Source organism: Exiguobacterium sp. S3 (assembly GCF_018617295.1).
Taxonomy (GTDB): domain Bacteria; phylum Bacillota; class Bacilli; order Exiguobacteriales; family Exiguobacteriaceae; genus Exiguobacterium; species Exiguobacterium profundum.
This window is the reverse complement of the sequence record NZ_JACSJW010000001.1, coordinates 450,211-463,512: the sequence shown is the minus strand read 5'-3', so window position 1 is coordinate 463,512 and position 13,302 is coordinate 450,211. Positions and strand designations below refer to the sequence as shown.

12 protein-coding genes are annotated in these 13,302 nt (G+C 47.5%); 10 read left to right on the top strand and 2 right to left on the bottom strand.

All coding sequences use genetic code 11. The features are described from left to right. Nucleotides 1-115 precede the first annotated feature (115 nt). From KNO65_RS02475 to KNO65_RS02460, 4 genes are all read left to right on the top strand, one after another. Nucleotides 116-1,087: a BMP family lipoprotein gene (locus tag KNO65_RS02475; protein WP_214781540.1), complete on the top strand. Its 972-nt coding sequence runs from the start codon at nucleotides 116-118 to the stop codon at nucleotides 1,085-1,087. Further along, nucleotides 1,084-2,727: a methyl-accepting chemotaxis protein gene (locus tag KNO65_RS02470; protein ID WP_214781538.1), complete on the top strand. Its 1,644-nt coding sequence runs from the start codon at nucleotides 1,084-1,086 to the stop codon at nucleotides 2,725-2,727. The genes KNO65_RS02475 and KNO65_RS02470 overlap by 4 nt, the downstream gene beginning before the upstream one ends. A 295-nt stretch (nucleotides 2,728-3,022) precedes the next feature. Continuing rightward, nucleotides 3,023-3,535, top strand: coding sequence for a helix-hairpin-helix domain-containing protein (locus KNO65_RS02465; RefSeq protein WP_251131630.1), 513 nt, complete (start codon nucleotides 3,023-3,025; stop codon nucleotides 3,533-3,535). A gap of 1 nt (nucleotide 3,536) precedes the next feature. Further along, complete coding sequence (locus KNO65_RS02460; RefSeq protein ID WP_214781533.1) at nucleotides 3,537-5,654, top strand: DNA internalization-related competence protein ComEC/Rec2; 2,118 nt, start codon at nucleotides 3,537-3,539, stop codon at nucleotides 5,652-5,654. Nucleotides 5,655-5,715: 61 nt separating this feature from the next. On the opposite strand, the gene KNO65_RS02455 is transcribed toward KNO65_RS02460, so the two are convergent. Next, the gene (locus tag KNO65_RS02455) at nucleotides 5,716-5,880 is read right to left on the bottom strand and encodes a YqzM family protein (RefSeq protein WP_012726678.1); all 165 of its coding nucleotides are present in this window, start codon (nucleotides 5,878-5,880) and stop codon (nucleotides 5,716-5,718) included. A gap of 90 nt (nucleotides 5,881-5,970) precedes the next feature. On the opposite strand from KNO65_RS02455, the gene holA reads away from it, so the two are divergent. Both holA and KNO65_RS02445 read left to right on the top strand, forming a co-directional pair. Then, entirely contained in the window at nucleotides 5,971-6,981 is a 1,011-nt protein-coding gene (gene holA, locus KNO65_RS02450; protein ID WP_264093061.1) for a DNA polymerase III subunit delta, read from the top strand. A 9-nt stretch (nucleotides 6,982-6,990) separates the two neighbouring features. Beyond that, nucleotides 6,991-7,428: a GNAT family N-acetyltransferase gene (locus KNO65_RS02445; RefSeq protein ID WP_214781528.1), complete on the top strand. Its 438-nt coding sequence runs from the start codon at nucleotides 6,991-6,993 to the stop codon at nucleotides 7,426-7,428. Nucleotides 7,429-7,455: 27 nt separating this feature from the next. On the opposite strand, the gene rpsT is transcribed toward KNO65_RS02445, so the two are convergent. Continuing rightward, nucleotides 7,456-7,716 carry a 30S ribosomal protein S20 gene (gene rpsT, locus KNO65_RS02440; protein WP_012726675.1) on the bottom strand — a complete coding sequence of 87 codons (261 nt, stop codon included), beginning with the start codon at nucleotides 7,714-7,716 and terminating at the stop codon, nucleotides 7,456-7,458. 219 nt (nucleotides 7,717-7,935) lie between these two features. Here rpsT and lepA point away from each other — a divergent pair, with 219 nt between their 5' ends. From lepA to KNO65_RS02420, 4 genes are all read left to right on the top strand, one after another. Further along, complete coding sequence (gene lepA / locus KNO65_RS02435; protein WP_196430887.1) at nucleotides 7,936-9,759, top strand: translation elongation factor 4; 1,824 nt, start codon at nucleotides 7,936-7,938, stop codon at nucleotides 9,757-9,759. A 114-nt stretch (nucleotides 9,760-9,873) separates the two neighbouring features. After that, nucleotides 9,874-10,944, top strand: a complete 1,071-nt coding sequence (gene serC, locus KNO65_RS02430; RefSeq protein WP_214781526.1) for a 3-phosphoserine/phosphohydroxythreonine transaminase — start codon at nucleotides 9,874-9,876, stop codon at nucleotides 10,942-10,944. Next, complete coding sequence (locus tag KNO65_RS02425; RefSeq protein WP_214781524.1) at nucleotides 10,922-12,085, top strand: phosphoglycerate dehydrogenase; 1,164 nt, start codon at nucleotides 10,922-10,924, stop codon at nucleotides 12,083-12,085. Before serC ends, KNO65_RS02425 begins: the two co-directional genes overlap by 23 nt. A gap of 10 nt (nucleotides 12,086-12,095) precedes the next feature. Further along, complete coding sequence (locus KNO65_RS02420) at nucleotides 12,096-13,277, top strand: DUF1015 domain-containing protein (RefSeq protein ID WP_214781522.1); 1,182 nt, start codon at nucleotides 12,096-12,098, stop codon at nucleotides 13,275-13,277. The last annotated feature ends 25 nt before the right edge of the window (nucleotides 13,278-13,302 follow it).

The following is a 13,302-nucleotide window of genomic DNA, read 5'->3' as shown; positions in this document are numbered from 1 at the left end:
ACGATGTCTATGGCTTTTTTTATTGCCACAACTTTTAAAAAAAATAATGTAGAATAACCCTTTCTCGGTCGATATAAGTGTTGTCAGACCATTAGAGAGAGGGAGTATTGAATATATGAAGAAAAGTATAATGCTCAGTACAATCACGGCTTGCACCCTTTGGTTGTCCGGTTGTCAGTCAGTTATCGACAATCCAAGTGCCACTGTCGATGAACGACAGACGATGGGAGTTGTTCTATCTGACGTTGGTCTCGGGGACCAATCGTTCAGTGACGCAGCTATGCGTGGAATGGGTGAGCTACGTGAAACGGGCGATTGGTTCGTTGATTATCGTGAACTATCCGAAACGGAGACATACAAAGTTGGTTTTGAAGAATTGGTAAAAGAGGGACATGACGTAATTGTCGGTCTCGGTTTTGCGTGTCAAGAAGACTTAGAGGCCGTAGCGGCTGAACATCCGGAACAGCAATTCGCTTTGATCGATGGCGTGTCCGAACTTCCGAACGTCTTGAGTATCACGTTCGAAGAGGGAGAGGGAAGTACGCTCGCCGGCGCAGTGGCTGGTCTTGAGACAGAGTCCGATACGATTGGATTTATCGGTGGGATGGATATGGAACTTATTCAAAAATTTGAAGCAGGATTTGAACGTGGCGCTAAAGCGGTGAACGAAGATGTCGAGATGCTCGTTGATTTCTCGAATGATTTTGCTTCACCAGAGCTCGGTCGCGAACTCGCTGAGAAACAAATTAAAGCGGGAGCAGATGTTCTGTATGCTGCAGCTGGACTTACAGGAGTCGGTGTACTCGAGACGGCTGAAAAATACGGCGTCAAGGCAATCGGGGTCGATAGTGATCAATCGATGATTGCACCGGATGCGGTTGTGACGTCGATGTTGAAACAAGTCGATTTGGCGATTGTGGAAATCGCGGGTCGTGTGACCGAAAAACCGTTTAATGAACATGTCATTCTTGGAATTGAGGAAGGTGGCGTAGGCTTGGCCCCACTTCGTCGCATTCAATGGGATGAAAAAGAAACATCAGAGTATGAATCAGTAGAACGCCAGTTGAAGGAGGGAACACTTAAATGAGTTTACGTAAACGTTTTATCTTCTCAACTGTGTTCACTGTCATCTTAGTCGTACTGATGATGAGTTATGTCTTGTCTACTTTGAATCGCTTGCAAACGTATAACGAGAAATATGGGAGTCAAATGATTGAATTGTCTCAACTTGAAACGTCACTCTTACAAGAGCAGTCACTCTGGACGTCACTTGGCGAACAGTCGAACCAATCTACATTGACTCAACTAGAGCGCATCCGTGTGACGAACGCGGAAACATTTGATGATTTAAAACAGTCTTATTTGATTCCGGCATTTTCAAATCATTTAGACCGTGCCACGATGAAGTACGAACAGGTGAACGAAGATGTCGAGTCGGCACTTGAGGGCGGTATCGGAGCTCGGATCCAGGCAGCGAAACTAGAAGGTTTGTTAAACGATATCAATACATTGATTGCAAAGAACGGTTCATTCTATGAGGCGCTTCAAGTAGAGGCGGCAAATGAGACGGAACGTCTCTTGTTGATTTCGGTCCTTTTGACGATTCTTGTCATTCTTGCGCTCGGAATCTATAACTTCTTCTTTGCCCGTTCAATCACCCGACCACTCGAACGAAATGTCAAAGTGGCAGAAGCGATTGCGGCCGGACGTCTCGTCATGCTCCCTGAGTCGACGCGGAATGATGAAATAGGGCGTCTTGAACGTGCCATGCGTGATATGACGGCATCACTTCAGACGGTGATTGGTTCGATTCGAGTCACATCAATGAAAGTGAACGGGATGACCGAAACGGCAGCGGCCGAAAATGAAGCGGTCGTGAGTACGACTTCTAACATTACGAACGCAGTTGATGAAATGGCACACGGAGCACAGTCAATTGCAAACGAACTGCAAGAAACGCTCAGCTCTGTGCATACGATGGCAACTTCATTTGAGACGAGCTTGAACCAGACGAAACAGACGACGGAAGAAACGTCAGAAATGACACGTGAAGTGGCGGCTGGAATTGAAACATTAACGGACCAAGAGCATATTTTAGATCGTTCAAGCGAACGGAATGAAGTGCTTGTTTCGCGCATGGACCACTTTGCAAGACAAACTGCTGAGATTGAGGCGATGGCGAAGCTTGTCGAAGATGTCGCAGCTCAGACGAATTTACTTGCTCTCAATGCAGCAATCGAGGCAGCCCGTGCGGGAGAAGCGGGACGAGGATTTGCTGTCGTTGCAAGTGAAGTGAAGAAGTTGGCGGAAGAAAGCAACAAGGCGACTCGATCCATTTTCCACGTTGTCGAGACGATCCAGCAAGAAGTCGTACGTTTGACGGAAACGGTGAACGAGTCAAAACGTGAACAAGAGGCTCAGCTGGAAGCGTTCGGATTAACGAAAGAAGCGTTCAACCGAATCCATGAACGGACAGACCACGTCGCCTCGTTCGTGCGTACGATTGAACAAGAGATGCGCACATCGAGTAACGAGGTAAACAACGTCTTACGTCGGGTCGAAGAAGTATCTGGCGTGACGGAAGAGTTAGCCGCAGGAAACGAAGAAGTGGCAGCCTCGATGAAAGAACAGCAAGCGAGCTTTGATCAAATCTTTACATTGATGCAAGAGTTAGAAGGACAGGCAGCGGCGCTCGCTGACCAGGTTCAGCATTTCGAAGAAGAATAATCGAACAGTGAACAGTAGGAACGGAGGCCACGTGGTGGTCTCCGTTTTTTCCGTCATTCTATAACCCATGCATTAAAATTATGTGATTGAATACCGTTGCATGTATGAGTGTGATATATAACTTCCAAACAAATCATTTCCTAATGACACGAATGTGGAGAAGAAGGAGACGTGTTTCGAAACAGCTGATTCGGCATACTCAACGTAACAGTCGAACAGGGTGGTGATACGTTTGGAAAGGTGGAAACAACTCGTCATTGGTCTAATAGTCGTTCTATTTTTAGGAGTAGGCTATTTGTTTTATCAAAAGGAACCGGAGCAACGAATGGTGGATGAATTCGTCATAGAACCTGAGGAGGTCACACCGACCACGACACCAGAGCGTATGGAGCTCGTTGTGTACGTGACAGGTGCGGTTGAATCTCCGAACGTGTATACCGTACCAGAAGGGGCAAGGGTGGGCGATGTGTTGTCTTTAGCAGTCCTGACAGATGAAGCTGACCCAGAACAGTTAAATTTGGCACAACTATTAGTAGATGGAGTCAAAATCATCGTGCCGAAAAAAGGAGAAACACCGATTTCGCAAGACTCACCGAGTCCCGAGATGGAGACGAACGGTGTTCATGTCAACAGTGCGACGAAAGAGGAACTAATGACGGTTCCGGGAATTGGTCCAGCCAAAGCCGAGGCGATTTTAAATCATCTGAAAGCGAACGGTCCATTTAAAACATATGAAGCGCTAGGTGATGTGAAGGGGTTCGGCGAAAAGACATTAGAAAGTATGAAACCATATTTATTGGTGCCATAGGATGCCGCTGTTTCCATTATTTGCGGTACTCATTGTAACCGGTCTGACAGAAGGATTCTATTGGGTCTCCGTGGTCGCTTTTGTCTTCTATCTATTTACACGACGTGGACAAGGCTTATATGCGAAAGCCGGTGTGATTGGGTTCATCTGCATCGCATCGTTCCATACGACCCCTATAGAATCGTTATCGCGAGACACGATTGCCTTCTCAATCGAAAGTCGAAAGGAAAATGGTAAATCGGCAAGACTATATGGGAACGTAGACGATCTTCAGGGCGTTTTACGAGGACGCGAATTAGAACACGGACGACCTGGGGAGACGTGCCTTATGCAAATCGAAGTAGAGGCGTTTCAACCGTTACGAAACACTGGAGGATTTGATGAACGGGATTGGGCGCTGAGTTCAAACGTATCCTTCAAAGGAAAGGTGAAACGAATCGATGCGTGTCGTCCGACAGCAGGATGGGGCGGTCGGTTGTTGCGTTGGAAAGAACAACAACTTCAACAAATTGAGCATCGTCATCGTGAGGATGTCGCATTATATATGGAGGCATTATTGTTCGGGGAGAGTCGAATGCTAGATGAACAGACCTCGTTTTCTTATCGTGTGACGGGCCTTCTTCACCTTCTTGTGATTTCCGGTTCGCATATTGCCATGTTGATTGTGGCCATGCGCGTATTGTTGCACCCGATCCCTATTCGACGTGAGACGAAGACGATATTGATGATCTTTAGTATTACGGTATTCGGATGGATGACTGGTTTTTCTCCACCTGTCGCAAGAGCTGTTGTCGTCGCAGATGTGATACTCTTTATCTCTCTATTCGGTGTGACGGTTCGAGACCCAATTCGGCTCTTGAGTTGGTGTGCGGCGGGCATGTTGGCCGTTCAACCGTTCCTTCTCACGAATCTGGGTTTCCAATTGACGGTCGGGATGACCTTCTTTTTGTTAGTTACGAGACAAATCTGGACAGGACTCATGGAGTTGTCCATTTTCGCACAGCTGTTCGGGTTGATTGTTCTATGGCAAGTTCAACCGGTTCTATCCGTCGCGGCACCGATATGGAATCTCTTGATGGCCATCTGTATCTCGTGGGTCATCATGCCACTCGCATTTGTCACATGGCTGATTCCTTCGATTGCCCCGTTGTTCATGATTGTGTTGGATGCGATCAATGGAATGTTCGCCCTCCACGATGATTTACGACCTTGGCTTCCGTTGCACGATCTGGCATTGCCGTCGCAAATCGCATTGTTGCTAGGATTGTGGGGAAGCTTAACGCTGATGAATCGAAAACGTTGGATCGGATGGGGGGCGGCCATCATGACATGTGGGTTGATTGCGGGATGGTCGGAATGGGCGGAATCCTCACGGGTGACCTTCTTGGATGTCGGGCAAGGTGATGCAATCGTCGTAGAATCGGGAAGAACGGTTGGTGTCATTGATGTAGGGGGCGTATTTCAAGATCCAAACGAACAAAAGCGAAGCACATTTGACCCGGGGGAAGATGTATTGGCCCCTTATTTATGGAAGCGTGGGGAGCGTTCGCTTGATTTTGTCCTGTTGACCCATGCGGATCATGACCACATCGGCGGATTAGAAGGATTATTGAAAGTGGTGACGGTGGAAGAACTTTGGATATCAAAAGAAGTGGCGAATGCTGAAAAACGAGAAGAGTTGCTACACTTAGCTGCGGTCTATGATGTATCGGTCCGTTATCTCGAGGCGGACGATCGTCCGACGCCATGGATGTGGATTGTGGCACCGAATCGGCGACATGAAGATGAAAATGATCATTCGATTAGCCTTTACATGAATGTAGGTGGCATGCGGTATCTATTAACAGGAGATTTGCCGATAGAGGGAGAAGCAGAGTTACCGACGCTTGACGTCGACGTATTTAAATTAGGGCATCACGGATCCAACACGTCGTCGGGGGAAGAACTACTTGAGCGAATCGATCCAGAATGGATCATTGCGAGTGTCGGTTCGAACAATCGATATGGACATCCGCACATAGAGACGTTACGACGGGTTGTGGGCAGACGTCTATATCGAACCGACTTGAATGGAATGATTGTCTGTGAAGAGAACATGTGTCGGGGGATCATCGAGTAGTACGGGATAAAATGTGATACACTAAAAAACGATTGCTCCCCCGGGGCAATCGTTTGAACACTTATAGACTTAAGAATTTGATGATGACACCGATGAAGAAAATCGTGAAGAAAAAGCCAAATGGGACGATGAAGCCGATCGCAGAGTCGATGGCGTCATTACGTTTGCATTGAACGTCATTTTCAAACGGGTTTTCACTCGGTGGGCGTACTGAGTTGATTTGCATATTAGGTCCCTCCTTATCATACTTCCTTTATAAGTATAGCGAATCATGGGAAGATAATCTATGTTTAGATGAGAATAAATTGTGAAAGTGGTGTGTGTTTTGAATGAACCATGGTTACATAATGGAAAACTGGCGAGCGTCTATGTTCTCCATGGCACCGAAAAATATTTGTTAGAGACGTGGGAACGTGAAATCGTGAAGGCGGCCAATCCATCCGGTGATCAATTTGATGTCATGCAACTAGATCTTCAAGAGACGTCACTCGATACGGCGCTTGATGAAGCGGAGACGGTCCCTTTCTTTAGTGAATATCGCACGGTTATCGTGAAAAATGCCCAGTTCTTAACGGGTGCGAAAGAGAAGCAAAAGCACAATGTCGACCGCCTGGCGGAATACGTCGTGCAACCGGCGACTTACTCGGTTCTTGTCTTAATTGTTGAGTCAGAAAAACTCGATGAGCGGAAAAAAATTGTGAAGCGCTTGAAAGAGCGTGCCATCGTACTCGAAGCGAAAAAACCGAGCCAAAACGAACTGATGCGATACGTGAACGATGCATTGAGTCGTGAACAACAAAAGATGGAGCGCTCTACGATGGAGCGTCTTTTATTCCTATGTCAGGATGATTGGGGAAAGTTGGTTCGTGAATTAGAGAAGCTACAGTTGTACGCGGGAACGGGTGCGACGATTCCGATTGAGATTGTGAATGATTTAGTTCCCCGTACATTAGAAGATAACGTCTTTCAACTCTCGGAGATTCTCGTCAAACGTCAAGCAGATGCAGCGCTTCGATTGGTTCGGGATTTAGAAAAACAAGGGCAAGAACTGATTGGACTACTCGGGTTGCTTGCTAGACAATATCGGAACATGTACCTGTCAAAACAGTTGACAGAGGCAGGTTATGGAGAAAAGCAAATCGCATCGAAAATCGGGGCCCACCCGTATACAATCAAATTGGCGACACAAGCGAGCCGAGGCTTTTCCGAGGCTCAGCTCGCACGAGCGCTGACCTTGATTGCAGACGCGGATGAAGCTATGAAAACGGGACGTGGTGACAAACAAATCGTGTTCGATACGCTCGTTTGTCAACTGGCCTTATTGTGAGGTGAGGGAATGGGATTCGAACAAGTGACACTTCAAGACGTGATTCCACTCCGTCATGTTGTGCTCAGACCAGGAAAAGATGTTGAGACGTGTTATTTTGAAGGGGATGAGGCACCGACGACGCGACACTTCGCTTGGGTTGAAGGCGATCGAGTGCTATCGGTCGCTACAGTCATGATGTCCCCGAAACAAATCGAGGGTGAGGGGATTCCGCTCCAACTCCGTGGTATGGCGACGGATCCTCATTTTTCGGGACAAGGAATCGGCTCTCGATTTTTACAGGCACTCCATGATGAGCTGGGATGTCCATGGTGGTGTAATGCGAGAGAAGTGGCTGTCCGTTTCTATGAACGAAATGGGCTTACACGAATCGGAGAGCCATTCGACATTCCTGAAATCGGTCCTCATTACATCATGGTATACAAAAAAACAGCCGGCTCCGAATAGGAGGCGGCTGTTTCGTGTGATCTCTAATTAGAGAGCAGCGATACGAGCTGCGAGGCGTGATTTATCACGACCTGCTTTGTTTTTGTGGATAAGACCTTTTGATGCAGCCTTGTCGAGCTTCTTCGTAGCGAGGACGAAAGCTTCTTGAGCAGCTTCTTTGTTTCCTTCGAGTACGAGAGCATCAACACGTTTTACTGCTGTACGCATTGCCGCTTTCTCTTGTGAGTTCGCAACACGACGTTTTTCAGAAGTTTTTGCACGTTTGATTGCTGATTTGATGTTTGCCATTGTTTGTCACCTCCTGAAACAAGAAAGTGTATGTTCTTATTACTTCAAGTAATCATTCAACAGAACAAGCACAATTGTAGCAAACGGTTATATGAAAAGCAACCACTTGATGATTATTCTGAAAACTATCTGTGGTATTGTTGTAGTAGGTCGTACACATTACTTTAGGATTTTGATATAATGACACGGTATGCATGAGAAGGATAGGTGAACCCATATATGAACAAACAAGAATTAGAGAATCGTCAGAAGAAGATTCGTAACTTTTCCATCATCGCGCACATCGATCATGGAAAGTCGACGCTCGCTGACCGGATTCTTGAGAAGACTGGTGCACTCACGGCTCGTGAGATGAAAGAGCAGACGCTTGACGCGATGGACTTGGAGCGTGAGCGTGGAATTACAATCAAATTGAACGCCGTCAAATTGAACTATACGGCGAAAGACGGAGAAGAGTATATTCTTCACTTGATCGACACGCCAGGACACGTCGACTTCACATATGAAGTGTCACGTTCGCTTGCGGCATGTGAAGGTGCGATTCTCGTCGTCGACGCAGCGCAAGGAATTGAAGCGCAAACCCTTGCGAACGTTTATTTAGCACTCGATAACGACCTTGAAATCATTCCGGTCATTAATAAAATCGACTTGCCGTCAGCGGATGTCGAGCGGGTCCGTCAAGAGATTGAAGACGTCATCGGCCTCGATGCGAGTGATGCGGTCCCGACTTCTGCAAAAGCGGGAATCGGGATTGAAGAGATTCTCGAACAAATCGTGGAACTTGTCCCTCCGCCGACAGGTGACCCGTCTGAACCATTGCAAGCACTGATTTTTGACTCATACTATGACGCTTACCGCGGTGTCGTCGCATCGATTCGTATCGTGAACGGTTCAGTCAAAGTAGGAGACAAAGTTCAAATGATGGCGACTGGCAAGACGTTCGAAGTGACGGACCTCGGTGTGTCGACGCCAAAACCGATCTCTGTTAAAGAATTGAACGTAGGAGACGTTGGTACGCTTTCTGCATCCATTAAAACAGTAGGAGATGTTCGCGTCGGGGATACGATCACACTTGCTAAAAACCCGGCAACGAGTCAGCTACCTGGTTATCGCAAGATGAACCCGATGGTTTACTGTGGTTTGTATCCGATTGATGCGGCTAAGTACAATGATCTTCGTGAGGCACTTGAAAAGCTCCAGCTCTCAGATGCCGCACTCGAGTTTGAACCAGAGACGTCGCAAGCGCTCGGTTTTGGTTTCCGTTGTGGATTCCTCGGCATGCTTCATATGGAAATCATTCAAGAGCGGATTGAACGTGAGTTTAACATCGACTTGATTACGACGGCACCATCGGTAATTTATCACGTGACGACGACTTCAGGCGAAGTAATTCACGTCGATAACCCATCGAAGATGCCAGAGCAACAAAAGGTTGATTCAATCGAAGAACCATACGTCAAGGCGGCTGTCATGACACCGAACGACTACGTAGGTGCAATCATGGAACTTTGCCAGAAGAAACGCGGAACGTTCATCGATATGCAATACATCGATACGACTCGCGTCAAAATCACGTACGAGATTCCGCTCAGTGAAATCGTCTATGATTTCTTCGATCAGTTGAAATCGAGCACGAAAGGCTACGCGTCTCTCGATTATGAGTTGATCGGCTACCGTCAATCGCGTCTCGTGAAGATGGATATCTTGCTCAATAACGAAATCGTCGATGCCCTCAGCTTCATCGTTCACCGTGACTTCGCGTACGAACGTGGGAAGGTCATTGTTGAGAAGCTTAAAGCTCTCATTCCACGGATGCAGTTCGAAGTTCCAGTCCAAGCGGCCGTTGGAACTAAAATCGTCGCACGTTCTACGATTAAAGCACTTCGTAAAAACGTTTTGGCTAAATGTTATGGGGGAGATATCTCACGTAAACGGAAACTCCTCGAGAAACAAAAAGAAGGTAAGAAGCGCATGAAGATGGTCGGGTCCGTCGAAGTCCCGCAAGAAGCGTTTATGTCTGTTCTCTCTATGGACGAAGAATAATGAGTTTGAGTCGCCCTGATTTTCGAATCAGGGCGATTTTGTATTTCAGGCAGGAAATGCCCTTTCATATAAGGAAGAGTAAACCCTTAGACAGACTATAAAGGAGGAAACACCGTGTCGACGTATACATACTCTGCGGGTCCTGGCATGCTACCGACAGAAGTGATGCAAGAGATTCAACAACATCTTTTGACGTTTGAGTATGAAGGCGTTTCGATTATCGAAACGAGTCATCGCTCAGCGTCTTTCGAACGTGTGGTCGACTCTCTTGAATTGAGATTGAGAAAACTCATGCATATCCCTGAGAATTACGCTGTGCTTTGGCTACAAGGCGGTGCGACGTTACAATTTTCAATGATTCCGATGAATTTACGGAAGCGGAATCGATTCGCTTATGTGGATACGGGCATCTGGTCTAAAAAAGCGATGGAAGATGCGAAACACTTTGGAGAGGTCGATGTCATTCACCCATTGGTAGATGCGACGGGAAAGATGTCGTTTGAATCGAGCCTTGTCCAAGAGGTGGACTATCTCCATGTGACACTGAACAACACGATTGAAGGGACTCGATTTACACATCTCCCTGAAATCGATGTCCCGCTGATTGCAGATGCTTCCTCGAACATTCTAGCCGAGCAAATCGATGTGGAGCGCTTCGGGGTGATTTATGCCGGAGCCCAAAAGAATATCGGACCTGCAGGACTGACGGTCGTCATCATCCGTCGGGATTTGATTCAGTCGCTTGAGTTGCCGAGTTATCTTCAGTATGGGTCACATGTCGATACGTTATTCAATACACCATCGACCTTCAGCATGTATGTAGCAGAGCGTGTATTGAAGTGGGTGGAAGACCGCGGAGGCGTCGAAGCGATGGAACGATTGAATCATCAGAAAAGTGACAGGGTCTATTCCTATCTTGAAGAGTCGACCTGCTTTTCTCCAATTGTTTCGGGGGAATGTCGTTCATTGACGAACATCCCATTTACAACGGGAGATCAAGAGATGGATCGGCGATTTGAACGATACGCTTTAGAACGTGGATTGCTCGAACTCGGTGGTCATCGTTCGGTAGGGGGCTTACGTGCAAGTCTGTATAACGCGATGCCGCTAGAAGGGGCAGAACGCCTCGTCGACGTCATGAGAGCATTCGAGGAGGAAACCCATGTATCACATCAAAACATTTAATCAAATCGCTGCCGCTGGTCTGAAACGATTTGAGCCAAGCGAGTACGTCATCAATGCATCGGATCAAGCCGATGCTTGGGTACTGAGAAGTCATCAAGTCCACGAAGAGGATATCCCTCCCTATCTTCTCGCCATCGCTAGAGCAGGGGCCGGTGTCAACAACCTTCCGCTCGATAAACTTGCGAAGCGAGGAATCGTCGCGTTTCATACACCTGGTGCGAATGCGAATGCGGTGAAAGAACTCGTCCTTGCGAGCATGATCCTCTCGGTACGACCCATTGTGAAAGGACTCAATTGGGTGAATGAACAGACTATCGCATCGCAATCGCAATTAGAAGAAGCGATGGAAGTGCAAAAACGACAATTCCTCGGAGCGGAGTTGCGAGGCAAAAAAGTAGGGATTATCGGTCTAGGAGCCATCGGTGCGTCGCTAGCCAACGATCTTCTCCAGCTTGGGGTCGATGTTATCGGATACGATCCCCATCTCTCGGTTGATGCCGCCTGGAATATTTCGAAACACGTCACGCGTGCCAAACATTTAAGTGAGGTACTGGGAAATGTTGACTTATTGTCGATTCATATGCCTTTGACTGAGGAGACTCGATTCAGCATTGACCAGAGTTGGTTCGAACGGATGAAACCGGGGATGACTGTTTTGAACTTTGCGCGAGGAGAGCTCGTGAAAGATGATGACTTATTGAAGGCGTTGCATCATCATGTGGGACTGTATGTGACCGACTTCCCCCGTCACACGTTGATTGGTCATCCGCAAGTCATGGCACTGCCTCACCTCGGTGCATCGACTAAAGAATCGGAAGTTAATTGTGCCATTCAAGCAGTGGAGACGCTGAAGTTGTATCTCGAGACAGGGAATATTCGTTCGTCTGCTAATTTTCCGAACGTCGAGCTTCCTTACACCGGTAAACGCCGTCTTGGAATCTTGCATCGAAACGTCCCGAACATGGTCGGTCAAATCACGGGAGAACTTGCCTCACATGGATTGAATATCGATAACATGGTCAATCGTAGCCGCGGGGAGATGGCGTATACGTTAATTGATTTAGACAACAGTGAGCATGAACCGTTATCGATTCATGCGCTGTATGAAATACAGGGCGTCATCCGCGTCCGGGAATTTTAAGGAGGATCTTATGGTCGTATTTAAACCGTTCAGCCCTTATATGCCTGCGCATCCGGAACGTGTCGCCGCAGACCCGTACGATGTCGTATCGATTGAAGAGGCGCAAGCCGTCATTTCAGAAAATCCTGATTCTTTTTTAGCAGTTGATAAGCCGGAAGCACTTCAATCCGACCTTTCGCTTGAGAAGTGGGGGGATTTGGCGCGTCATGAGCTAGAACGTCTCTATGAGAAGGAGTTGACGGAACGTCCGAATGGATTTTACGTCTATCGATTGACATCGGGACAACGTCAGCAAACCGGTTTAGTCGCCACCTTTTCAGTCGCGGATTATGAAGCCGGTCGAATCAAGATTCACGAATATACACGGGAGGCGAAGGAGCGGGAACGTGTCGAGCATGTCCGGGCGACGCGAGCGCACACCGGTCCTATTCTACTCAGTCATCCTCCACATGCAAACTTGAAGCAAATCTTACATAAAGCGACAGACGGAGACCCGTTGTTCTCGTTCACGGATGAACGAGGCGTCATGCATGAAGGATTCATGATTCCAAACCGTGAACTCGCTCGTGTCATGATGATTGGCGCAACCATCCCGTCGATCTACATTGCGGATGGACATCATCGTGCGAAAGCGGCAGCGGTCGTTTCCGGGATGGGTGGGGATCGTTCTCAAAAGAATGAACGTACACACTTCTTAGGTGTCCTCTTCCCGAGTGACGAATTGACGATTTTGCCGTATCATCGCGTGCTGACAGCGATTAGTCCAGAAGAGGTAGAGAATATGTTAGACGGACTCTCGTTTTCATACATGATCAATGAGGAGGATGGTCTTGTCCTGCCGAAAGAACATGGCGTCTTTGGAGTCGCCTATCGAGGGAAATATTATCAGTTGACGAAACGGCAAGAGGACAAGGCGCTAGACGTTGCCATCTTACAACGAGATATACTCACGCCGTACTTCAACGTCGAGGATATTCGTACAGACGCGAGAGTCGATTTTGTCGGTGGGAACAAGACGGCCTCGGAATTAGAGAAGCTGACTAAAGTACCAAATCGATTGCTTTTCACGTGCCATGAGACAACGATGTCACAACTGATGCGCGTGGCGGATGATGGTGGCCAGATGCCTCCAAAATCAACCTGGTTCGAGCCGAAATTGAAGAGTGGTTTATTCATTCATCGATTTGATTGATGGCGCAGGCTGGAAAGAACAGACG